This window comes from Bradyrhizobium sp. LeoA1Lang, assembly GCF_055413685.1.
The window spans coordinates 16,271-38,056 of record NZ_JBVAPG010000050.1; the positions used below are offsets into that span (position 1 = coordinate 16,271).

General features: G+C 64.7%; 24 protein-coding genes. 7 read left to right on the forward strand and 17 right to left on the reverse strand.

Features of this window, described 5'->3' with window-relative positions:
* Positions 1-78: 78 nt before the first annotated feature.
* The 3 genes from ACZYOF_RS18535 to ACZYOF_RS18545 form a co-directional block, all read right to left on the reverse strand.
* A complete protein-coding gene (locus ACZYOF_RS18535; RefSeq protein WP_463716639.1) occupies positions 79-852 on the reverse strand; it encodes a lysostaphin resistance A-like protein in 774 nt (257 codons plus the stop codon).
* Positions 853-929: 77 nt separating this feature from the next.
* On the reverse strand, positions 930-2,576 hold the full coding sequence (locus tag ACZYOF_RS18540) for an acyl-CoA dehydrogenase family protein (protein WP_463716640.1): 1,647 nt from the start codon (positions 2,574-2,576) through the stop codon (positions 930-932).
* Positions 2,577-2,698: 122 nt separating this feature from the next.
* The gene (locus tag ACZYOF_RS18545; protein WP_463716641.1) at positions 2,699-3,445 is read right to left on the reverse strand and encodes a M15 family metallopeptidase; all 747 of its coding nucleotides are present in this window, start codon (positions 3,443-3,445) and stop codon (positions 2,699-2,701) included.
* Positions 3,446-3,713: 268 nt separating this feature from the next.
* Here ACZYOF_RS18545 and ACZYOF_RS18550 point away from each other — a divergent pair, with 268 nt between their 5' ends.
* From ACZYOF_RS18550 to ACZYOF_RS18565, 4 genes are all read left to right on the forward strand, one after another.
* Positions 3,714-4,667 (forward strand): aspartate carbamoyltransferase catalytic subunit, encoded by a 954-nt coding sequence (locus ACZYOF_RS18550; protein ID WP_130579598.1) that lies wholly within the window; start codon positions 3,714-3,716, stop codon positions 4,665-4,667.
* A gap of 4 nt (positions 4,668-4,671) precedes the next feature.
* Complete coding sequence (locus ACZYOF_RS18555) at positions 4,672-5,973, forward strand: dihydroorotase (protein WP_463716642.1); 1,302 nt, start codon at positions 4,672-4,674, stop codon at positions 5,971-5,973.
* Positions 5,974-5,993: 20 nt separating this feature from the next.
* Positions 5,994-6,590 (forward strand): glycerol-3-phosphate 1-O-acyltransferase PlsY, encoded by a 597-nt coding sequence (gene plsY, locus ACZYOF_RS18560; protein WP_463716643.1) that lies wholly within the window; start codon positions 5,994-5,996, stop codon positions 6,588-6,590.
* 155 nt (positions 6,591-6,745) lie between these two features.
* Positions 6,746-7,957, forward strand: a complete 1,212-nt coding sequence (locus ACZYOF_RS18565; protein WP_463716644.1) for a patatin-like phospholipase family protein — start codon at positions 6,746-6,748, stop codon at positions 7,955-7,957.
* Here ACZYOF_RS18565 and ACZYOF_RS18570 read toward each other — a convergent pair.
* A complete protein-coding gene (locus ACZYOF_RS18570) occupies positions 7,952-9,193 on the reverse strand; it encodes an amidase (RefSeq protein WP_463716683.1) in 1,242 nt (413 codons plus the stop codon). The two genes, ACZYOF_RS18565 and ACZYOF_RS18570, sit on opposite strands and share 6 nt — an antisense overlap.
* A 115-nt stretch (positions 9,194-9,308) precedes the next feature.
* Here ACZYOF_RS18570 and dprA point away from each other — a divergent pair, with 115 nt between their 5' ends.
* Entirely contained in the window at positions 9,309-10,424 is a 1,116-nt protein-coding gene (gene dprA, locus ACZYOF_RS18575; RefSeq protein ID WP_463716645.1) for a DNA-processing protein DprA, read from the forward strand.
* Positions 10,425-10,537: 113 nt separating this feature from the next.
* On the opposite strand, the gene ACZYOF_RS18580 is transcribed toward dprA, so the two are convergent.
* Positions 10,538-10,939 carry a winged helix-turn-helix transcriptional regulator gene (locus tag ACZYOF_RS18580; RefSeq protein WP_130579592.1) on the reverse strand — a complete coding sequence of 134 codons (402 nt, stop codon included), beginning with the start codon at positions 10,937-10,939 and terminating at the stop codon, positions 10,538-10,540.
* Positions 10,940-11,039: 100 nt separating this feature from the next.
* On the opposite strand from ACZYOF_RS18580, the gene ACZYOF_RS18585 reads away from it, so the two are divergent.
* The gene (locus ACZYOF_RS18585; RefSeq protein WP_282530788.1) at positions 11,040-11,648 is read left to right on the forward strand and encodes an FMN-dependent NADH-azoreductase; all 609 of its coding nucleotides are present in this window, start codon (positions 11,040-11,042) and stop codon (positions 11,646-11,648) included.
* 49 nt (positions 11,649-11,697) lie between these two features.
* Here the strand turns inward: ACZYOF_RS18585 and ACZYOF_RS18590 are convergent, their stop codons facing one another.
* Positions 11,698-11,856, reverse strand: a complete 159-nt coding sequence (locus tag ACZYOF_RS18590) for a hypothetical protein (RefSeq protein WP_282530789.1) — start codon at positions 11,854-11,856, stop codon at positions 11,698-11,700.
* A 166-nt stretch (positions 11,857-12,022) separates the two neighbouring features.
* Positions 12,023-12,811 (reverse strand): SDR family NAD(P)-dependent oxidoreductase, encoded by a 789-nt coding sequence (locus tag ACZYOF_RS18595; protein WP_463716646.1) that lies wholly within the window; start codon positions 12,809-12,811, stop codon positions 12,023-12,025.
* 104 nt (positions 12,812-12,915) lie between these two features.
* Here ACZYOF_RS18595 and ACZYOF_RS18600 point away from each other — a divergent pair, with 104 nt between their 5' ends.
* Positions 12,916-13,389, forward strand: coding sequence for a winged helix-turn-helix transcriptional regulator (locus ACZYOF_RS18600; protein ID WP_463716647.1), 474 nt, complete (start codon positions 12,916-12,918; stop codon positions 13,387-13,389).
* 491 nt (positions 13,390-13,880) lie between these two features.
* Here the strand turns inward: ACZYOF_RS18600 and ACZYOF_RS18605 are convergent, their stop codons facing one another.
* The 10 genes from ACZYOF_RS18605 to ACZYOF_RS18650 form a co-directional block, all read right to left on the reverse strand.
* The gene (locus tag ACZYOF_RS18605; protein ID WP_463716648.1) at positions 13,881-14,768 is read right to left on the reverse strand and encodes a DNA adenine methylase; all 888 of its coding nucleotides are present in this window, start codon (positions 14,766-14,768) and stop codon (positions 13,881-13,883) included.
* Positions 14,769-14,949: 181 nt separating this feature from the next.
* Positions 14,950-15,717 (reverse strand): phage head morphogenesis protein, encoded by a 768-nt coding sequence (locus ACZYOF_RS18610; protein WP_463716649.1) that lies wholly within the window; start codon positions 15,715-15,717, stop codon positions 14,950-14,952.
* Positions 15,710-17,347 carry a DUF935 domain-containing protein gene (locus ACZYOF_RS18615; protein WP_463716650.1) on the reverse strand — a complete coding sequence of 546 codons (1,638 nt, stop codon included), beginning with the start codon at positions 17,345-17,347 and terminating at the stop codon, positions 15,710-15,712. Before ACZYOF_RS18615 ends, ACZYOF_RS18610 begins: the two co-directional genes overlap by 8 nt.
* Positions 17,340-17,558 carry a ClpX C4-type zinc finger protein gene (locus tag ACZYOF_RS18620; RefSeq protein WP_463716651.1) on the reverse strand — a complete coding sequence of 73 codons (219 nt, stop codon included), beginning with the start codon at positions 17,556-17,558 and terminating at the stop codon, positions 17,340-17,342. The genes ACZYOF_RS18615 and ACZYOF_RS18620 overlap by 8 nt, the downstream gene beginning before the upstream one ends.
* Positions 17,555-19,183, reverse strand: a complete 1,629-nt coding sequence (locus ACZYOF_RS18625; RefSeq protein ID WP_463716652.1) for a terminase large subunit domain-containing protein — start codon at positions 19,181-19,183, stop codon at positions 17,555-17,557. Before ACZYOF_RS18625 ends, ACZYOF_RS18620 begins: the two co-directional genes overlap by 4 nt.
* A 106-nt stretch (positions 19,184-19,289) precedes the next feature.
* Positions 19,290-19,775 carry a hypothetical protein gene (locus ACZYOF_RS18630; RefSeq protein WP_463716653.1) on the reverse strand — a complete coding sequence of 162 codons (486 nt, stop codon included), beginning with the start codon at positions 19,773-19,775 and terminating at the stop codon, positions 19,290-19,292.
* Positions 19,772-20,212 (reverse strand): hypothetical protein, encoded by a 441-nt coding sequence (locus ACZYOF_RS18635; protein WP_463716654.1) that lies wholly within the window; start codon positions 20,210-20,212, stop codon positions 19,772-19,774. Before ACZYOF_RS18635 ends, ACZYOF_RS18630 begins: the two co-directional genes overlap by 4 nt.
* A 259-nt stretch (positions 20,213-20,471) precedes the next feature.
* Positions 20,472-21,101 carry a phage protein Gp27 family protein gene (locus ACZYOF_RS18640; protein WP_463716655.1) on the reverse strand — a complete coding sequence of 210 codons (630 nt, stop codon included), beginning with the start codon at positions 21,099-21,101 and terminating at the stop codon, positions 20,472-20,474.
* A gap of 6 nt (positions 21,102-21,107) precedes the next feature.
* The gene (locus tag ACZYOF_RS18645; RefSeq protein WP_463716656.1) at positions 21,108-21,404 is read right to left on the reverse strand and encodes a VpaChn25_0724 family phage protein; all 297 of its coding nucleotides are present in this window, start codon (positions 21,402-21,404) and stop codon (positions 21,108-21,110) included.
* On the reverse strand, positions 21,404-21,757 hold the full coding sequence (locus tag ACZYOF_RS18650) for a DUF2730 family protein (protein WP_463716657.1): 354 nt from the start codon (positions 21,755-21,757) through the stop codon (positions 21,404-21,406). Before ACZYOF_RS18650 ends, ACZYOF_RS18645 begins: the two co-directional genes overlap by 1 nt.
* Between the last annotated feature and the right edge of the window lie 29 nt (positions 21,758-21,786).

A 21,786-nucleotide genomic window follows, 5' to 3' on the forward strand; every position in this document is an offset into this window, starting at 1 on the left:
TCCGCGACAACGTCGCAGCGTGGGCTAAGCCTCTACCTAGCATGCCCGGCGATCATCCTGCCAGTAGGGTGCGAGCAGCTACGACTGCCCCGTCAGCCACAACGTCTGCAGCGTCGCCGCCAGATTGTTCAGCCCGTGCAGCACGATGGTGAGCCAGGTCGAATCAAAACGGTAGCGCAGATAGCCGAACACGAGCCCGATCGAAAACACCTCGCTCAGGAAGAACCAGTCATATTGCAGATGCAGCACCGTCCAGACGAGCGACGACAGCAGGATCGCGCCTCCAGGCCGCAGGGCCGTTTCGGACCAGCCGCGATAGAGGAAGCCGCGGGCGAAAAGCTCCTCTGATACCGGCGCGGCAATACAAAACGCGATGACGAGCAGCCAAAGCGCGCCTTCGGCCTGCGCCGACTTCAACACCTCGCCCATGAAGCCCGGCGAGGATTCCCGGCCGACCACGCGCGAGACCAACTCCCACACGCCAGCCAATAACGCCAGCGCGGCCACGCCGATGGCGAAGTTCTTCCAGGAGGTCCAGTGCAGCGCGAGGTAATCGGCGAACGAAATCCGGGTCGGACGGATCGCGATCCAGAGCGCCAGCAGCGCCCCTGGCAGTCCCGTGGTGACCGAGAGCGCAATCGTCCATCCACCGCCCAGAACTTGGATGGCGGACGCGATATCGGGCGCCTCCCGTTTCAGCATGAAATAGATGACGACGGCGAGCTGCCCGAGAAACAAGCCGCCGAACACGAACAATCCCCAGAGCGTCGTACCCCAGAATTTCCACACCCGCGGCGGCAGCGGCGGTGGAGCGGTGGCGGGCGGCGGATTTTCGGAACTGAGGACATCCATCAGCTAGCTCTCGATCGAGGTGGCACGAGAGGCGTGGATGCCCGGGTCAAGCCCGGGCATGACGAGATGTGCGGCATTCAATGCGGCAGCGCCCGCTCCAGCAGCGCGCGCATATCGCTCTCGGCAAGCTCCACCGCGCCGTACATGCCGGCGTGCGTGGTGGCGAGCCGCGTCGCCGCGAACAGTTCGGCGTGACGCGGCATCACGCCATTGAGCGCGGCGCTCGCGGCCAGCAACGCCAGCTTTTCGACAGCGAGCCGCGCAACGCGCTCGCTGTCGGGTCTGCGGAACGCCTTGCCGATGAAAGCCACCGCCTCGCCCGCACCTGATAGCCCGTGGGTCTCCGCGGCCAATTCCTGCAGGATGGCCGCTGCAGCGTCGGCCTCGCGCGAGAGCGCGCGCAGCACGTCAAGGCACATCACATTGCCCGAGCCTTCCCAGATCGCATTGACCGGCGCCTCCCGGTAATGCCGCGCCAGGATGCCCTCCTCGACATAGCCGTTGCCGCCGAGACACTCCATCGCCTCGTAGAGGAAGCCGGGTGCGCTTTTGCAGGTCCAGTATTTGATCGCGGGCGTGAGCAGCCGCATATAGGCCGCCTCCTTGGCGTCATCGGGCGTGCGGTCGAACGCGCGGCATAGGCGCATCACCAGCGCGATCGAAGCCTCGACATGCAGCGCCATGTCCGACAGCACCGCCTGCATCAGCGGCTGATCGGCGAGATGCTTCTGGAACACGCTGCGATGGCGCGCGTGATGCAGCGCATGCGCAAGCCCCGAGCGCATCAGCCCGGCGGAGGCGATCGCGCAATCCTGCCGGGTCAGTTGCACCATCTGGATGATGGTACGGATACCCTTGCCCTCCTCGCCGATCCGCTCGGCATAGGCGCCGTGGAATTCCACCTCCGACGACGCATTGGAGCGATTGCCGAGCTTGTCCTTCAGGCGCTGGAAGTGGATGGCATTGACCGATCCGTCAGGCGCAAAGCGCGGCATGAAGAAGCAGCTCAGGCCCTCCTCGGCCTGCGCCAGCACCAGGAACGCGTCGCACATCGGCGCCGACATGAACCATTTGTGCCCGGTGATGCGATACGCATCGCCATCGCGCGCCGCGCGCGTTATGTTGGCGCGCACGTCGGTGCCGCCCTGCTTCTCGGTCATGCCCATGCCGAGCGTCATGCCGCGCTTCTCCCACCAGGGCATGAAGCTCGGATCATAGGAGCGCGTGGCGATCACCGGCATCGTCCTCGCCAGGAGATCCGGCTGCGAGGCCAGCGGGGCGACGGCGGCGCGGGTCATCGTGATCGGGCAGAGATGCCCGGTCTCGACCTGCGCGGCGATATAGAATTTCGCTGCGCGCACCACCTCCGCCGCCCCGCCCGCGGGCTTGCCGTCCGTGGTCCAGGTCGAGTTGTGCACGCCGGCATGCGCGCTGTGCGCCATCAGTTCGTGATAGGCCGGATGAAACTCGACCACATCGCGCCGGTTGCCGCGGGAGTCGAAGGTGCGCAGTTTCGGCGTATTCTCATTGGCGATGCGGCCCCGCTCCGCCATCGCAGACGAGCCCCAATGCTTGCCGAATTGTGCCAGCTCGCCCTGCGCCGAGCCGCCGCCATTGGCGGCCACCGCCGCCACCAGCGGCTTGTCGAGTGTGAACAGATCGACGTCCTCGAACGGTGGCGACTGGTTGAAGACCTCGTGGGTCGAGAAGGTGGGCTGGGTCATGGCGCTTCCTGAAAGCCGGAACTAAAGCATGATCCGGAAAAGTGGACACCGGTTTTCCGAAAAGATCATGCTCAAACAAGGAGCTAAAGCGGGATGACGATTCGAAGAAAAGTCATCACGCTTTAGCGGCGCGGCGGAATCGGGAAATCATAGGCCTGACCACCCGCGCCGGGCAGCGAAAAATGCCACCACTCCTTGGAATAGTTGACAAAGCCCTGTCGCGCCATCGCTGCGACGAGCATCCTGCGCCACCGCCGCTGCGCCTGATTGATCGAGGGTGCGGCGGTATGCGCCTTGACGTCGGAGCAGTCATAGCCCGTGCCCATGTCGACGCTGCCTTCCGGGGCCCGCTTTTCTGCTGAGGCCGTGCAGTCGGCATAATCTCTTGCGGGATCGAACTTGCCGGAATTGTCGGCGGCAAGATCGACCAGCGTCAGGTCGAGCGCGGCCCCGGTCGAATGGCCGGAGCGGGTGGCGATGTAGCCGAGCCGGAACAGATCGACCTTCCTGAACGCCGGATTGTAGCGCTTGCCGGCGGCCGTCTCCTTGCCATCCCTGGACCACGCAACCATGTCGGCGACCGCCCGCGCCGGCCGATAGCAATCGAACATCTTCAGCGACAGCTTTTGTCCCGCGAGTTCCCGCTGCACGGCCTTCAGCCTGAGCCCGACGTCGCGCTTCACCACGCACTCGCGCGCGCCGTAGCCCCTGAGCGGCCGGCCGACAAAATTGTTCGAGCCGGCATAGCGGATGTCCTGGATGATCGTCGGATCGATGTCGCGCAGGAACACGAAGCCGCCGGGCAATTGCTGCGCGCGGGCTACCGAAACCGAGGTGGCCGCCACGAGCGCAATCACAACAATTTTCACGATTGTCGCCCCATCGTCATGGCCGGGCTTGCCCGTCTTCGCTATCGCTTCGCCGTGCTTACACCAGAGTGCCCGGCGAAGCCTCGGCGTAGCCGGGTCCCGGCCATCCACGTCTTGTTCCGGAAGATGGAGCAAAGCAAGACGTGGATGCCCGGGACAAGCCCGGGCATGACGGCGAAAGATGCAGCGGCATCTAGCCGGGGATAACTCATCCGCCCCCTATTCCCGCTTGCCCCGCCGGCCATCCCCGCCTATAGCTCTGGCTTTAATGACCCCATCATTGAAATCGACCTTTGTCCTCGGTCACCGGCACTTGCTGGGCATCGAGGGGCTTTCCGCTGCCGACATCACCGGGCTGCTCGACCTGTCCGAGGAATATGTCGAGCTCAACCGCCAGGTGGACAAGAAACGCGCATCCTTGCGCGGCCGCACCCAGGTCAACCTGTTCTTCGAGGCTTCGACCCGCACGCAATCCTCCTTCGAGATCGCGGGAAAAAGGCTGGGCGCCGACGTCATGAACATGTCGGTGTCCTCGTCCTCGATGCGCAAGGGCGAGACCTTGATGGACACCGCAGTGACGCTGAACGCGATGCATCCGGACATCCTGGTGGTGCGCCACCACGCCTCCGGCGCCGTGGAACTGCTGGCGCGCAAAGTTGACGGTTCCGTGATCAATGCCGGCGACGGCGCGCACGAGCATCCGACCCAGGCCCTGCTCGACGCGCTGACGATCCGCCGCAACAAGGGCCGGATCGAGGGGCTCGTGATCGCGATCTGCGGCGATGTCATGCATTCCCGCGTCGCGCGTTCCAACATCCTCCTGCTCAACACGATGGGCGCCCGCGTCCGCGTGGTCGCGCCCTCGACGCTTCTGCCGCGCGGCATCGAGCGGATGGGGGTCGAAGTGGCCCGTGACATGCGCGAGGGGCTTGACGGTGCCGACATCGTGATGATGCTGCGCCTGCAGCGCGAGCGCATGAACGGCTCCTTCGTGCCGTCGTCGGGCGAATATTTCCAGTATTTCGGCCTCGACCAGAAGAAGCTGTCCTACGCCAAACCAGATGCGCTGGTGATGCATCCGGGGCCGATGAACCGCGGCGTCGAAATCGACTCGGCCGTGGCCGACGGCGCGCAGTCGGTCATCCGCGAACAAGTCGAAATGGGAGTGGCAGTGCGCATGGCGGTGCTCGAAGCGCTCGCCCGCAACCTGCCGAACGCGTGAGATCATGCTGACCGATCGTCGCCCAATCCTGCTTGCCAATGCCCGCGTCGTCGATCCCTCCCGCGATCTCGACGGGCCCGCCGACGTCCTGATCGCCGACGGCATGATCCGCGACTCCAAGCGCGGCATCGGCACAGCCGGCGTCCCTGAAGGCACCGACATCGTCAATTGCGCCGGCAAGATCGTGGCTCCCGGCCTGATCGACATGCGCGCCTTTGTCGGCGAGCCCGGTGCGAACCATCGCGAAACCTTTGCGTCGGCGAGTCTTGCCGCGGCCGCCGGCGGCATCACCACCATCATCTGCCAGCCGAACACCTCGCCGGTGATCGACAATTCGGCGACCGTCGATTTCGTGATGCGCCGCGCCCGCGACACTGCGATCGTCAACATCCATCCGATGGCGGCGCTGACCAAGGGCCTGCGCGGCGAGGAGATGACCGAGATCGGCCTCCTCAAAGCCGCCGGCGCGGTCGCCTTCACCGATGGCGACAAGAGCGTCACCAACGCGCAGGTGATGCGCCGCGCGCTGACCTACGCGCGCGACTTCGACGCGCTGATCGTGCATCACACCGAGGATCCCGACCTCGTCGGCGAAGGCGTGATGAACGAGGGCGAGTTCGCGACGAGGCTGGGGCTTGCCGGCATCCCGAACGCCGCCGAGTCGATCATGCTCGAGCGCGACGTGCGGCTCGCGGCGCTGACCGGCGGGCGCTATCACGCAGCCTCCCTCTCCACGGCGGAGTCGCTCGAGATCCTCAAACGCGCCCGCGATTCCGGTGCCGACGTCTCCGCCTCAGTCTCGATCAACCATGTCACGCTGAACGAGAACGACATCGGGCCTTACAGGACGTTCCTGAAACTGTCGCCGCCACTCCGCACCGAGGACGACCGCCAGGCATTGGTCGCCGCGCTGGCCTCCGGTCTCATCGACGTCATCATGTCCGACCACAATCCGCAGGACGTCGAGGTCAAGCGCCTGCCGTTCGCCGAGGCCGCTTTCGGCGCGGTCGGGCTGCAGACCATGCTGCCAGCGGGCCTGCGTTTGATCCATAATGGCGAGATGGACTTCAAGACCTTGATCCGCGCGATGTCGACCCGACCCGCCGAACTGCTGGGCCTGCCCGGCGGCTCGCTGCGCGCCGGTTCGCCGGCCGACGTGATCGTGATCGATCCGGAGACGCCCTGGGTGCTCGATCCCGTCGACCTCAAATCGCTGTGCAAGAACACGCCCTTCGACGAGGCCCGCTTCTCCGGCCGCGTCGTGCGCACCATTGTCAGCGGCCGGACGGTGTATGAACATGTCTAACACCCGCGGGAGCGCCGGCCATGTCCTCTGACGCCTTCCTGATCGTCGCCTTCCTGATCGGCTATCTGTTCGGCTCGGTCCCGTTCGGCCTGGTCCTGACGAAGATCGCCGGCACGCAGGATCTGCGCTCGATCGGCTCCGGCAATATCGGCGCCACCAACGTGCTGCGCACCGGGCACAAGGGGCTTGCCGCCGCAACGCTGATCTTCGACATGCTGAAGGGCACGGCCGCGGTTGTGCTGTCGGGCTATCTCGGCGGCCCGAATGCGGCGATGGTGGCCGGGCTCGGCGCCTTCCTCGGCCATCTCTACCCGGTCTGGCTCGGATTCAAGGGCGGCAAGGGTGTTGCCACCTATATCGGCGTGCTGATCGGCCTGTTCTGGCCGGCTGCGGCCGTCTATGGCGCGGTCTGGCTCGCGACCGCCTTCACCACGCGCTATTCGTCGCTGTCGGCACTGGTGGCCGCCGTCGTCACCCCGATCTTCCTATGGTGGTTCGGCCACGCCGCACTCGCCGCGCTCGCCGCGGTGCTGGCGCTCATGCTGTTCTACACCCATCGCGAGAACATCAAGCGGCTGCGGGCGGGAACCGAGGGACGGATCGGCCAAAAGGCCTAGAATTCGCCATCAACCTGTTGAGGGCAGGTCACATCTGTTCGAAATTCTCGGGCGGTACTGGCGAACAGTGACCCAGGCTGTCATCCTGCGAGTCAACAAACGGCGTCATACGGTTGCGTCAGATAGACGGGATCGAACAGGATGGAATCGACGGAATGAGCGCGTCGTGTCCGGTGAGCACGTCCAGTGCGAGCGCCCTGCTCGCTGCCTCCGATATCTGGTCATTCTCCGACGACACGCCGAGTGCCGTCAGTTCAGCAGCCAAATCCAACGCTGAAACCGAGCGGCGTGCCGCCCCGCCACTGCCGGACGCCATCCTGAATATGCAGTCGGCGCGGGCCGATCTGCCGGCGCGCGCGCCGGTCGATAAGCCGAAAAAGACGGATGCGGGCGAATCGCTCGTCTGGCCCCCTCGAAAATTATCGCTGGCGCTGCAAGGCGGCGGCACCTTTGCCGCCTTCACCTGGGGCGCGCTCGAGCGGCTGCTGGAAGAACCAGATTGCGCGTTCGACACCATCAGCGGCGCCAGCGCCGGCGCCGTCAACGCAGCGTTGTTCGCTTGCGGCCTGGTGGAAGGTGGCCGCGAAGGCGCGCGCGCCGCACTCAAGCGGTTCTGGATGCGGATGATGCATGAGGCCTCGTTCCGCTCGCTGATGCTGGTCGGAGGATTCTCGCCGGCCGGACGGTCGGTCGCGTTCGGGCCGACGCTGCGGTCCGGCCAGTTCGATCCATTCGATCTCGATCCGCTGCGTCAGGCGCTGGCAAGAGACATCGATTTCACCGCGCTGCAGAGCCCCGCCTGCCCGAAACTTCTGGTGGCGGCGACGCGCGTCCGCGACGGCCGGCAGCAGGTCTTTGGCAATGCCGAGATCACCGCCGACGTGCTGCTCGCCTCGACCTGCCCGCCATTGATCCATTGCGCAGTCGAAATCGACGGCGAGTCCTATTGGGACGGCGGCTTTGGCGCCAATCCCCCGCTGGTCCGATTGGTGCAGGAATCCGAGACCTCCAACGTGCTGGTCGTCCAAGTCACGCCGGCGCGCGACAGCTATGTCCCGATCACGCCCGCCGCGATCGATCGCCGCCTCGACCAGATCACCGCCAATTCCGTGCTCAATGCCGAGATCGCGGCGCTGGAATGGGCGCGTCCCGCGGCGGCACCCTCGCTGCGGCTGTTCCGGATTGCGGCGGAAGACGAGATCGACGGGCTCGCCCAGCGCAGCGCCACCGATCTCGGCCCGGGTTTTATCCGCCTCTTGCATCGGAGCGGCCGCAAGGCTGCCGAACGTTTCCTGGCGCAGGACGCCGGCTCCACGCGGATCGAGACGCCGCGCAAGTCACCCGTCGCCGAACCCGCGCTGCTATAGTTTCGCCAGCGCCATTTCGACAAAGCGCGCAGCCGCCAGCGCCTTGGCATCGGCGCCGAACGGCGCGATCACCTGCACGCCAACAGGCAAATTGCCCTCGGCGACATAAGCGGGCACGTTGACGCAAGGAACGCCCATCAGCGTCCACAGCCGGTTGTAGCGGGGATCGCCGGTCGACGAGAGCCCCTTCGGCGCGGCGCCGGGCGCCGACAGGGTCAGCAGCACGTCGACATCCCCAAACGACTCAGTGAGCGCCTGCCGCGCGCGGCCGGCGATGTCGATCGCGTCGTCATATTGAGCCGCGGTCACATCCTTGCTCTCGTCGAGCCGGCCGCGCAGCAATGGCGGCATCGCGTCATAGTTCTCGCGATATTCCCAGGCGAACGACCGATGCGCTTCAAAATCCTGTACCACCGGATGAATGCGCCAGGCCTCCGCGACGATCTCAGACAATGGCAGCGCACGAACCGAAGCGCCGGCGCGCTCGGCCGCCTGCCCCGCGATCCGTAATGCCTCCGCGCCTGACGCATCAGGTGCACCGGCAAAGTCCTGCGTCACGATGCCGATCCGCGGCGTTGCGATCGTGTCCGGCAACCGCAGCGCCGGCCGGCCCGTCATCGCCGCCAGCGCCACCGCGAGGTCGCTTACGCCAGCCGCGAACAGGCCGACAGTATCGAGCGTCCAGGAGAAGCATTTGACGCCGACGGTCGGCAGTAGCCGGTAGGACGGCTTGATCGCAGCGACGCCGCAAAACGACGCCGGCCGGATCACCGAGCCTGCCGTCTGCGTCCCCAGCGCCAGCGGAATCATCCCGGCTGCGACGGCAGCGGCCGATCCGGCTGACGATCCGCCCGGCGTGTGGCCATGATTGCGTGGATTGAGCGTCGCCGTCGGATCGTTCGCGGCAAACGCCGTCGTCGTGGTCTTGCCGACGACGGTGGCGCCGGCCTGCTTCAGCATCATCACGACAGACGCATCGGCGCGCGGGCGATGTCCCCGGTAGATCGCCGCCCCCATCTCGGTCGGAAAATCCGCGGTGTCGATGATGTCCTTGATCCCGACCGCAATCCCGTGCAGCGGCCCCGACGCCTGCGCACGCGGCTTCTCCGCTCGCGACACGAAGGCACCGATCGTTTTCTCCTCCGCATCGATCGCCGCGAGCGATTGGGCGAGCGCTGCGTCAGGCGAGAGTTCGCCCTGCTCGATGCGACGGGTGAGTTCGGCAAGCGAGATCATCGGGAATTTCCTCCCCTCGTTGGTCGGATTGGTTTTAAGGACCGCCTCGCGATCGGGCAAGGCGCCCATCGCCGGGACCGTTGCCTGCGCGCTCCGGTTGTTCCATGTTGGCGCCATGCACGACCGGACGCCCAAGCACGAACTCACCGATTCCGAACGCCTCGACCGCCTGCGGCTGATCCGCTCGGAGAATGTCGGGCCGCGCACTTTTCGCTCGCTCCTCAACCATTTCGGCGACGCGCACACCGCGCTGGAGCACCTTCCTGAGATGGCGCGCCGTGGCGGCGGTGGCGGTGCGGGACGCATCTGCACGGTCGAGGAGGCAAAGGCCGAGCTTGCAGCCTGCAAGAAGCACGGCGTCAGCCTGGTCGCGCCGGGCGAGGCCTCCTATCCGGCGCGACTTGCCACGATCGATGACGCGCCGCCGCTATTGGCCGTGCGCGGCGCGCTTGACGTGCTGGCGCGGCCGATGATCGCAATCGTCGGCTCGCGCAACGCCTCAGGTGCCGGGTTGAAATTCGCCAGTACCCTCGCCCACGATCTCGGCGATGCCGGCTTCGTCGTGATTTCCGGCCTTGCCCGCGGCATCGACCAGGCCGCCCATCGCGCCACCGTCGAGACCGGCACAGTCGCGGTGCTCGCCGGCGGCCATGACAGGATCTATCCGCCCGAGCATGAGGACCTGCTCGCGGCCTTGCTCGAACAAGGTGCTGCGATCTCCGAAATGCCGCTCGGCCACGTCCCGCGCGCCCGCGACTTCCCGCGCCGCAATCGCCTGATCTCGGGTGCGGCGCTCGGCGTCGTCATCGTCGAAGCCGCGCACCGCTCGGGTTCGCTGATCACCGCGCGCATGGCGGCAGAACAGGGCCGCGAAGTCTTCGCCGTGCCTGGCTCCCCGCTCGATCCGCGCGCCGCCGGCACCAACGATCTGATCAAGCAGGGCGCGGCGCTCGTGACCAGCGCGAGCGACATCATCAACGCGGTCCAGCCGATCATGGAGCAGCCGCTCGCGCTCGCTGCACGCGAAAGCGACGACGAGCCGCTTGATTTCGACACCGACCCGAGCGAGCGCGAACGCATCGTCGCGTTGCTCGGCCCGAGCCCGGTCAGCCTGGACGACCTGATCCGGATGTCGGGCCTGTCAGCCACCATCGTTCGCACGGTGCTGCTGGAGCTTGAGCTCGCCAGCCGCCTCGAACGCCACGGCGGTGGATTGGTGTCGCTGGTCTGAAGCGACCTCTCGTAGCCCGGGTGGAGCGCAGCGCAACCCGGGACCGCTCTCACCGTTGACACAGATGCCCCGGGTTACGCTTGCGCTTCACCCGGGCTACGAATTCAATCTCTTCATCCGCGATCGTTCCGCGCATCGAACTCGCCTCGCGCGCGCTCGATCTCGGGCAAATGCTCGAACGCCCACTGGCCGAGCGCCTGCACCGGCTTCGCCAGCCCGCGGCCGAGATCGGTCAGCTCATAGTCGACCCGCGGCGGAATGGTCGGAAACACGGTGCGCGTGACGAGCCCGTCGCGCTCCAGCCCGCGCAGCGTCAGGGTCAGCATCCGCTGCGAGATGCCACCGATCGTACGCTTGAGCTCGTTGAACCGGCGTGGGCCGTTGCCGAGCAGCATGATGACGAGCACGCTCCATTTGTCGCCGACCCGCGCCAGCACCGAGGCCACGCCACGGCAGTCGCCGCTGGTATGCGGAATCGGTTCCAGGACAGGCACATGGATGTGCTCGGGTTTCACTGATGTGCTCCGGTTAGAAAAATGTGCGTTCTTGCGGGTTTTTGCCACGGTCACTCATATAGCGCCAGTTACAAACCTATACCAAAGGGTGACACCAACCATGAAACTCCTGCATCTCGACTCCAGCGTGCTGGGCCCCCACTCCGTCAGCCGTCAGGTCTCCGCCGCCATCGTCGACCGGCTGCGCAAGACCCATCCCGGCATCGACGTCGCCTATCGCGACCTGACGACGACACCGCTCGCGCATCTCTCAGGTTCCCATCTGGCCGCAAGCCAGGGCGCCGCTCCGGATGCCTCGCTGCAGCCGGACATCGCCGCGGGCCAGCAGATGCTGGAGGAGTTTCTCGCCGCCGACATCGTCGTGCTCGGCGCGCCCATGTACAATTTCACCATCCCGAGCCAGCTCAAGGCCTGGATCGATCGCATCCTGGTTGCCGGCAAGACGTTCAAGTACGGCGCCGCCGGCGTCGAGGGCCTCGCCGGCAACAAGCGCGTCATCGTCGCGATCTCGCGCGGCGGCTTCTACGGCCCGGGCACGCCAGCCGCCGTCGGCGAGCATCTGGAGACCTATTTGCGCTGGGTGTTCGGCTTCATCGGAATCACGAAGCCCGAATTCATCTCCGCCGACGGAATCCAGGTCGGGCCGGAGCATCGGGAAAAGGCTGTCTCAGGCGCGCTGCAAGCCGCTGGTAATCTCACCGCGGCGTAACGACATCGATCTACACCATGGCCAGCGTCCACCGGCCATGGTGTCGCAGCTAATGCCAGACGCCCTGCACCTCGCAAATCACGGCGACGAACGAAATCAGCATGCCGATCCCGCAAAACAGCGCGATTGAAGCAAATTGCGCGTCGGCTGAATCCTGCGGGACGCGCGAAAGTGGGGCAGAGCGACGGGTGCGGATGACTGTCGGCATTGCTGCTCTCCAGTTCCAATAAGCCAAGGAAGGTCCCTGCCTATAAGACTGTCTTGGCAGCACGACGAAGGTTCAACGACTCATGCCCGGCCCGGTGAGACAAGGCGTCACGTGAACCGGCACCGCCGGCGGCAACGGCTTGCCGTCGCTCTGACCGGATCGCCACTCACTGCCGCGGGCTCTGCCCCCGATAGATCGGAGCGCCGGCGGGCAAAGCAGTTGCGCCGCCATCGACGAACAGTTCCTGCCCCTGGATGTGGGCGGAATCGTCGGAAGCCAGGAACAGCACCGTTTTCGAGATGTGGTCGGGTTCGCCGAGCCCGCGCAGTGGCGTCGATCTGGCGATGCGCGCCTCGAAGGCCTTTTCTGCTTCAGGCGTTGCCGTCGCCGCACCCCAGATCGGCGTGCGGATGGCGCCGGGCGAGATGACATTGACGCGGATGTTGCGGGGCGACAGTTCGGAAGCCATCACGCGCGCCATCGCGCGCACGCCGCCCTTGCTGGCGGCATAGGCCGAATAGCCTGGATTTCCCTGCACCGAGATCACGGAGCCGTTGAGGATGACCGAAGCGCCGTCATTGAGATGCGGCAGGGCCGCCTGCACCGTGAAGAACACGCCCGTCAGATTGGTGCGGATCACCTGCTCGAACGCCGCGAGCGTCGTACCACCGAGCGGGGTTTGACCGGGAATGCCGGCATTGGCGAAGACGATATCGAGCTTGCCGAACTTCTTCGCGGCCTGCGCGACTGCAGCTTCCATTGCCGCGACATCGGTGGCATCGGCGACGATCGCGAGCGCATTCGGTCCCAGTTCCTGCGCGACAGCTTCCAGCGTCGCCTGGTTTCGCCCGGTTATGGCAACCTTGGCGCCTTCCTGAACGAACAGACGTGCGGTCGCAAGACCGATGCCGCTGTTGCCTCCTGTGATCAATGCCGTCTTGTTCGCCAGTCTCACGATAGCCTCCAGTGGTTGCATTATTAAACTTCATTGGACAACTAGGCGATCTGGTTTTATAATGCAACTACACAAGCCTGTGATGCATTTCGGCGGAGATCTTGATGGTGAAGCGGACAAGCCTTGAGGGCGCGGAATGCCCGATCGCGCGCTCGCTGGATGTGCTGGGCGACTGGTGGTCGCTCTTGATCATCCGCGATGCACTGCTGGGCCACCGCCGCTTCGGCGAATTCCAGAAGAGCCTGGGGCTCGCGAGGAACATCCTCACCGTGCGACTGCGCGCGCTGGTGGACCAGGGCATCCTGGAACTGGCGCCCGCCTCCGACGGCAGCGCCTATCAGGAATATGTACTGACCCCAAAGGGTTTTGGGGTCTTCCCGATCCTGGTGGCGCTCCGGCAGTGGAGCGAGGAATTCGACGATCATCCGGAAGAGATCGGCACCACCATGGTCGACCGCGAGAACAGCAAGCCGGTGAAGAAACTCGCGCTCTGTTCGCAGGACGGCCGGCGGCTCTCGTTCGCCGACATCACCCTGAAGCGCGGCGCGCCCAAGCGCGCAAAACGTGCTGGGGCGTAGCTCCGTCATTGCGAGCGGAGCGAAGCAATCGCATTCCTCCGCTTGCGCCGCTATGGATTGCTTCGCTTCGCTCGCAATGACGATGTGGCTACTTTGGGTGCGACATAACAACCCGACGGGCAAATCACCGAAAGTCTGTCCAGCCCTCGCAGAAAAAACATTCCGCTTTCGCCGTCGGGCAAATCAGTGATTTAACTCCGCGCGTCTCACCCAGATGATGTGACGCGCAGTTTCTAGTGACACCTCCGGGAATATCCGGGATCAGCCGGGCAATTCCGGGAAGTGCTTGGAACGGCGGGGCTTTTCTGCACTTCGGCGGGCGGCGGCGTCGGCGGCTCCGCGCAGGATCAAATGTCACCCTTGGCGGCGGCGCTGGGCGACATCGTCGAAATATCCGGGAAATCCATGGGCGACGCTGGGAGAATCCGAACGGAACCGGCCCGGCGGCTGCCGGGATTCGGATTCGGGCGAATTGCGCAGAAATGCCCATTTTATCGGGGTTTCTTCGCAATGACGCGGCGGCGGGGCGGCCGGGAATCCGAAATCGAATCCGAATCCGAACCGTGCCGTTTGTGCGGTCCCGTGATGATCAGTTCGCGGGCCGGCCGGGCGTTGGTCGACCTCGCGACGGAGTACGTCAGCCGCACCGGCCGAAGGCGGAAGCCGGTGAAGGTGCGACGGATCTCCGGGACGTCGTTTATCGACAGGATGAAGCGGCCTTTTACGCCCCTTAAAACCTCCGCCATCCGCGCATAATCCGACCGCTGAAACACGCCTGTGCCGTAGTCGGCCTCGCCGCCGAAATACGGCGGATCGAGATAGAACAGCGTGCCCTCGCGGTCGTAGCGAGCGATGAAATCCGCCCACGGCAGGCACTCGATCACGACGCCGGCGAGCCGATCGTGCAGCTCGTCCAGCATCGGCATCAGCTTGGCGACGTTGAAGCGACCGCCCGCCGGATCGACGCCGAAGTTGCGCCCCGCAACCTTGCCGCCGAAGGCGGTGCGCTGCAGATAGAGGAAGCGCGCGGCGCGCTCCAGGTCGGTGAGCGTCGCCGGATTCGATGCCTTCAACCGCTCGAACTCCTGCCGTCCCGTGAGCTGCCATCTCAGCATATCCATGAACGGCACGTAGTGGCGCTGCAGGATGCGAAAGAACGTCGCCACGTCGCCCGAGATATCGTTGATGATCTCGCCCTTGGACGCGCGCCGCCGACGCAGGAAGACGCCGCCCATGCCGACGAACGGCTCTGCATAGGTCTCGTGCGGGATGCGGTCGATGCACTCAATGATCGTCTTTGCAAGCTGCTTTTTTCCACCGATATAACCTGCTGCAGGGCGCACCGGCGCCACTGGCCTGTAGAGAACTCCCTTACCCATCTACTCAAGATACTCCGGCCTGCCTACCGTCGCGGCGCTGTGCATTCCCTTGCGTAGCCAGCGGCGGGTCGGCGAGAACCTTACCTTCGTCGAGCGGGTCCCTCAGCCAAGATAGGCCCGCGGTTAGCAGCGTCAGCGCGCTGCTGCCCCCGCCACTGTCAGCGGGAGCGATCTCGTCAATTCAGTACGCGTCCTCCGCTACGGGTTGCTCGCCTGGGCGATAGGCGAAGCCGGGATCGATGCCTTCGGGCACCTCGATCGTGCGACCGTCGACGATGTACGCCACCGTCTTAATCTGCGGCGCGGTGCCGAGCTTGTAGCCGTAGCGCTTCAGATCATCGTCGGAGAGCGATTCAACCCAGCAATGGCAGAACCAGCCGTTCGGCGGAAAATGCGTCTGCCACCATGGATCGTCGGCGAGCAAGACCAGGCCGTCCCAGGCCTGGTGCTCCGGCCGCGGGTTCTGCTGGCCCGGCAGATGTTTGTACATCAGGTACGGGCGGCGCGCCTTGACGCGCTGGATCTGCTCCCAGCGGCCGGCGCTGTAGGCCATGCTGACGTTGGTGTCGAAGATGACGGCGCTGCGCCAGTTGCGCGACCCGTTGTAGCTCCAGCCGTGATCTTCGACGATGCGATCGAAGTCGCGGCGGAAGTCTTCCAGCGTGGTGCCTTCGGAGATCGCTTTGTCGACGGCCTCATGGAAGTCCGCGACCAGGTCGTTCGTCGTGGCGCCGGCGACGGTGAAGGCGATCGAGTGCTGCTGTTGCCACAGATCGAGCCAACTCCACGACGGCACATCCAGCTTGCGCCGCAGGAAGTCGATCGCTTCGACGGGTTTGACGCTGAATGCGGACACGTCGACCGCCTGCAGCGCCGCGCGAGAGACACCGCAGCATCCGCAGGTGCGGAAGTTGAGATCGCGTGGCAGTCGCAGCGTCGGCTTATGCATCGGCGTCGGCGATATCGGCGCGGCCGGCGAGCTTGGCCATCACCAGCGCGAGCTGCATCGCGCGGGTGAGATTGTCACGATCCAGCTTCAGTCGATCGAGATGGGCGCGGACGTCCTCGATCGACGTCGCGCTCTGCAGCGCGGTGCGGATCTCGGCGATGATCTCGTTCATCGCCGGCTGCGCGAGCTGCTCGGCCGCGGCGGCGAGCTGGGCGATCTGGTCGGCGGTACGCCGGCCCGATCGACGCGCCTGCAGTGCGCGACCAATTTGTGGATTCGGCAAATTGCCGGTCGGATCGGTACCATCGCCGCGTGCCGGATCGCCGAACGGCGACGGCACGCGTGCCGGTGCAACCAGCAATTCCTCTTCCGGCTTCGGCTCTGGCAGGCCAAGCTTCTGGCGCATCACGGCAGCGCCAACCTTCAGGCCCATGGGCACGAGCTTGACGACGCCTTCGATCGTCTGGGTGACGTCCTCTTGCTCCTCGCGGCCGATCCTGATCCGCGGATAGGCCTTCTGTGGGCCAAATTCGAGCTGGATCCACGGCTGGATCAGATCGCGGTTGAGAATCGCCGACATCGCCTTGGCATCGGCGCGCTCGATGTCCTCCTGCACCTGCCGGTGCTCTTGACCGACCGCATGGCCGCCCGCGATCGCGTCTGTGGTCGCGGTCTGGCCGAGGACGGCCTTGCTCATCTGCTGATCGAGCCAGTCCGCGCGCTTCTGGTAGAGATCGGAGCCAGAGCCGACGTTCTTGCTCTCGACGAACTCGATCAGCATCGACTCCGGGATGATCGCGGCGCAGTCTCCGGCGATATTCGCCACCGCGCGAAACAGCGTATCCTTGTCGGCGTCGGAGGAGCCCGCCGGATATTTGCCGACGCGCACCGGCTGGCCGAACGTCTGCGAGAAGATCGCCCAATCGCGTTGCGTGAACGCCTTGAACATCCACCACCATGCCGCCAGCCGCGCGATGCCGGAGCGGATCGGCAGGCCGCTCTTGGCGCGGATGACGGAGGTGATGAACTTGAACGCCGGGAACGGCGATTCGCCTGACGCATTGAGCAACGTCGCAGTGCCGAGCGAATCGTAGCTGCCGATGATCAGCGGTGTCTCGCCATCGTTGCGGTCGAAGCGGAACCAACGCTGGTCGCGCCGCACCAGCCGCTTGGGCTGCCATTGGCCCTCGCTCGTGTCCCAAACAATCTCGGTGAAGCTGATGCCCTTGCCGATGGCATCAAGCATGTCGAAGATCTCGTCTTCCAGCTCATCACGCTTCAGCCATGCGCGCACCGTCTCGGCCTGCGCCTTCGCCGCCTCGGTCTCGTCGGCGGCGTCAACCTGGACCGTGAGCTGCGAGACGCTGCGCTTCCGTGTGCCGAGCACGCCGGCATAATGCAGGTCGCGCTCCTCAATCTGCTCGGCCAGCTCGAAGAAGCGCAGCGGATCGGCGTTGTCGGCCGCGCGCAGGATGTTGGCGAGACGGATTGGGTTGAGGCCGTCGCCGGGATAGCCAGAGATCGGCGAGCGCACGCCGGTGACGGACGGCCCGGCGATCTCACGCGTCAAGGTTTCGCGGACAATGGGCCGGCCGTACTGATCGACCAATGACGAAACTCGATCAGCCATGCGAGCGCTCCAGTTTCAGTGGCGTCGGGATACAGAACGCACAGCGCACCGCCTCGGCCACCATCGCGTCATCGCGGCGCTTTTGCGCGATCTGCTCTGCGGCCGTCTCGACGCAGACGTCGCAGATGAACACGAGCACGGGACCCGCGAGCATGATCTCCACCTCGTGATTTCCGATGCCGCAAAACGAGCAATAGACGCGATCGCTCACACGCTCCCCCTCAATCCAGTGCCGAGCGGCTGGCGCCACCAGGCGCGGCCTTCGTCCTCGTCGCCAAAGATGCTGCCGGTCCGGCCTGCCGCATCCGTCGACGCCGAGCGGTAGGCGAACTCGACGCCGCCGGATCTCGTCTGCGCATAGGCGAGCACGAGCGACACCGCGAAGTCACCATGGCGTTTCTTCCCGTCGCTGCCTTCGGTCTTGGCGGCCGGGATTTGCGGGATGCCGCGCACTGTGGTGACCAGCGCGAGATCATCAAGAAGATCGGCATCCTTCGGAACGAACAGCGAGTTGTCCTCGAAGGCCGCCTTCATCGGCGGGAAGTTTTCGAGGTACCACTGCGCGGACATCTTGACCTGTTCGACGCGCAGGCTGCCGTATTTCTGCGCCGCGACTTCGGCGAGATAGGCGCCATTGCCAGTCGCATCCATCTTGCCGCCGATGAAGCGCGGCAAGCCATCGCAGACATAGAACAGCACCTGCCGCTGCTGTTCGAACGGAACGTTCCGCATCTCGACCACGAATGGCACGGTGCGCTTCAGCGTTTTTCCGATCTCGATCGGCGTGATGATCGAGAGGTCGGACACGCGGCCGAAGTCCTGACCGAAGGCGTGCTGGCGATCCTTGTCGAGGCCCTTCAACGCGGCTTGAAGGTTGTCTTTGCACCACGCGGCAATGTCACTCTCGCGCTGTTCTTTCGGCAGGAACGTGAACTCCGCGTTGCGCTCCAGCCGGAACACCTTGAGGTCGCCGAGCATGCGGCCCTCGATCAACGGCCGCGGCAGATAGGCGCCGCCGCCCTGTGACGGGACACAGAACAGCTCTTCGTCCGCGTGTTCGCCATAGAAGGAGATGATGCTGCCGCGCCACTCCGCTTCCGCTTCGACTGACCACGGCTTCTTGGTAACCAGCGCGATGCGTTGGTAGAGGCCGTCATGGAGAGCCTCGTCCAGCGTGCAGCGGATGACGTGAAAAGGATTACGACCGCCACGCGCGTCCTCGATCAGCTTGTTGAAGTGGTTGTCGGCGCCGAGATGCGTCGAGATCACGAGCACCTTGCCGCCCCACATCAGCAGGGCCAGCGCCGCCTTCATCACGCCGTCGAGATCGTCATGGAACGCCGCTTCGTCGATGATGACGTAGCCCTGCCGGCCGCGTAGCGAGCGCGGGCGAGACGCCAGCGCCACGATCTCGAAGCCGGACGCGAAGCGAATGCGGAATGCCTGGATGCCTTTCTCGGCATTGTCGTCGTCGAAGACAAATTCTTCGATCTGGCTGGCGGCCTCGCTGAAGTTGCGCGCCCACATGCCGCAGACGTCGATGAACTCGCGCGCCATATCGAGGTTGAAGCCGATATAGAACGTATCCATCCCGCCGGCGGAACGTGCCGCAGCGGATGTCAGCACGGCATCGGCTGCGACGCCCCAGGTCGCGCCGATGCGGCGGGACTTTTCGACGATGGTGACCGGGTGGACCGCCGTCGATCGCAATATCCGCTTCTGGTAGCCAAGCAGGATGTCGTCGATGCCGCCGAAATTCAGCGCCAGCTCGGCGCCGGAGGCGATGCCGGCACGGCGGATCTCGATCCATTCCTGTTCAGAGAGCTGGTGCGACATCAGAACGCTCGCACGCCGGCATAAGGCCAGATGCCGGCAATGGTTTGTGCCGCGACCAGGACCATGGTGATGGCGGTCACGATCAGGCCGATGTTGAGGATCGTTCTCATGCCGGCGCGAGCTCCGGCTTGAGCACCCGCGCGACAAAGCGGCAGATGCGATCGGCGGACTGACCGCGGACGCCGTCCCACTCACCGGAGAAGTCCGGCCCTTCGTGGCGCGTACCGGTGTGGAAGCTCACCTGTCCGGTCGGCAGCTCGACATAGATTATGTGATGGTGCGGATCTCCGCGTCGCCGCAGCTCATCATCTATTCCCCAGCCCCAGTTCAGCCCGAGCAATTGATTGGCGTGCTGCACGTGCAAGGCGCGCGCAAGATTGCCAATACTCCAATCCTTTCTGTCGTAGGCGGCCGTCTTGTGGCCGAGACCTTTTCGATAGGCCTTGGCGCGTTCGGAACATTTGCAGGCGCGAAACAGGTTGACGCCGATCACTCCGATCGAACCGAGCCGGTCCAGCTCGGCATAGAGCGCCTTGGTGGCGTCGCCGTTCGAGCCCTGGTAGATGCGGATGACGTCGGCGATGTCGGTCATGACCAGTTCCAGAAGCCCTGTGCACCGGATGCCGGAATCGGCTCCGCGAACGCTTGGACGTCCGACATCGGCCACGCGTACATCTGCTGATCGAGACGATCGCTGTCAGCCACGATATCCTTGAAGAGATCGAACGAGCGCTGCGGCGGCCCCATGACGACGGTGCCGAGAGCAACGCCGAGCGGTGCCATATGAAGGACCGCATCACGGCCTCTCGCTTTGAGAGCAGCCATCATTTGGCTGACCAAAGGTTTTGCGACCTTCGGATCGAGAGCACTTTCGCCTTTGTCGATCCGGTACAGCACGTCTTCCAATTCGCTCAGGCTTGGACGTCTGGACCCGGCATGGACAACGATGCGCTGCCCGACAAGCCGAGCGAGGTGCGGCTTGTCCGTGAAACTCCAACGGCGGAACTCATAGGGCTTCGCGCCGATCATGATCAGCGATGCCCATGGCTGCCAGATCGTCAGCGCCTTGGTGCCGGGCGGGAGCCCGACGCTGTTGCGGCCAGCTTCTGCAGCCTGCACGACACGGACAGCTTCGCGGTGATTGTCGCTTAGCCGGCCGGTCGATCGATAGGATTCATACACCCCATCCTGCAACGGCTTCGGTACCATCCGCCAATGGCGCGCGCACATGAAGACGTGAGATGGCACCTGCATTTGGCAGTTGGCGACCGGACATTGGTGACCCACGCTAAGCTTCCTTCTGCTGCAGCGGCGGCTCGATGCCGAGGATCTTCGCCTTGATGGCGGCGACGGTGTCGTTGGTGAGGCCCTTCACCTTCGCGACCTCGTCGACGGCCTTCGCGGCACGGGTGTTCAGCTCCACCTCGATCTTGCGGCGGCCATCGGCGCTGATGCGCTTGGCTTCCTCGGCGTGCTTGAGCGCGCGCGAGGTCATCATCAGCATTTCGGCGGTTCCGCCATCGGCCGATAGCTCGCCGGCATTGGTGAGCATTTCCGCGATCAGGGCCTTGAGGGTTTCTGCGACCATCAGCGTCAGCGAGTTGTCGCCTTCTTCGTCCAACTTCGGTGCGATGACGGCGGCGATCTCGCGGGTCTCCTCGAGGCGGCGGCCGAGGATGGCGATCTTGATGGCGGTGCGGTTGAACGCCGAGCGCGAGATCACGGGCGGTTCGGCCGCGGCGTCATGGGCCAGTGAAGCCGCGCTTAAACGCCCGTTGAAGCCGTCGAGGATTTCGAGCTGCGAGAGCTTGCGCTCCTTCAGTTGCTCGAAGGCCCAGACCTTGGCTTCATCCGCCCAATCCGGAAGCCGGTCGATCTCCGACAGCCGGCCGCGGCGGGTCTTGTGCGAACCGGCCATGGCTCATCAGCTTTCCGGCGGCGACGGACGCTTGACGCCTTCAATCACCAGGCGCCGTTCCACGTGCTCGATGCCTTTCGGCTCCAAGGTCGCGACGACAACGCTGCCGACGGCGTTCTTTTTGACGGCGCCGACATTGGCGAGGTAATTCAGCTCCTCGCGAATCCACTCGCGCGACCTGGCAATGCCGAAGCTTTCCAGCACCGGCTGCAACAACGAGTCGCTCGCCGAATAGTTCGACTGCGCATGCAGCTCGCGCAGGATGATAAGACGGGATTCTTCCCGGATGATGTCGCGTGCCATCAGAGCTTCACCTTGTCGATAAGCGCTTCCTGTATCCGATCTGCCATCGCGCCGATCGGCTTCATACGTTCGGCCAGCCGCCCGAGCTCCGCCGACATTTCTCCCATCTTGATCTCGAGACGGTGCGTCTGGTCCTTGTCCGGCAGATGCTTCAGTTCGCCTTCTACGGCCGCAACTCGCCCCTTGATCAGATCGTTCTCCGCGACCAGGACGCCAATCTTGGTATCCTGCTTAGTGAAGCGATCATTGATCTCCTCTTTTCGACCGTTGAAGATCGTGTAGAGCAGCGAGCCCATCGAGATCAGAAGGCTGCCCAGGGCAATCCACGGCACCAATGCACTCATCTCAGGCATCACTTACCTTTTGCCAGACGCTCGCGCTG